The 494-nt window shown below is 58.7% G+C and carries 1 protein-coding gene; it reads right to left on the reverse strand.

Annotated elements, in window-relative coordinates; all coding sequences use genetic code 11:
- Positions 1-494: hemagglutinin repeat-containing protein (locus SLS51_RS23270; RefSeq protein ID WP_323840845.1), on the reverse strand; the 494-nt coding region annotated here is incomplete at both ends.

The following is a 494-nucleotide window of genomic DNA, read 5'->3' on the forward strand; positions in this document are numbered from 1 at the left end:
AGATGGGTTTCATTATGCACTTCTGCTGCGGTGGTGACGGTGAGCTGATGACCGGCGTTCAGGCTGACATCCTGCGTACCTGCGACGTTGCTGCCGCTAATATGCAGGTCTTTTCCGGCCTGTAAATTCACTTTATCGCCACTGAATGTGGTACTGAGCGCTTGCCGGTCATGCACTTCGTCGTGGGTTTCCACTGACGACTTCGACAGCCAGCCTTTGCTGGTTTGTTTACTGTGCTCCACTAAGTCGGACGAGGCGGTCCCGGTGGTCAGCGTCAGGTTATGCCCGGCCTGCGCCGTCAGGTGTTGACCGGCGTTGACATGAGCGGCGGTGGCGTTCAAATCCTGCCCGGCTTGCAGGGTCACCTCACCGGTGCCGGTTATCTGGCTGCCGATATCCTGTTGTTGGGTCAGGTGGCGAGTGTTCTCTTTCCCCCAGTCGCCCTGCTCTGTGCGGCGCGTGCTTAAGGTGTCCAGCGTCAGGTTATGGCCTGC

Source organism: Photorhabdus africana (assembly GCF_035181445.1).
GTDB lineage: Bacteria > Pseudomonadota > Gammaproteobacteria > Enterobacterales > Enterobacteriaceae > Photorhabdus > Photorhabdus laumondii.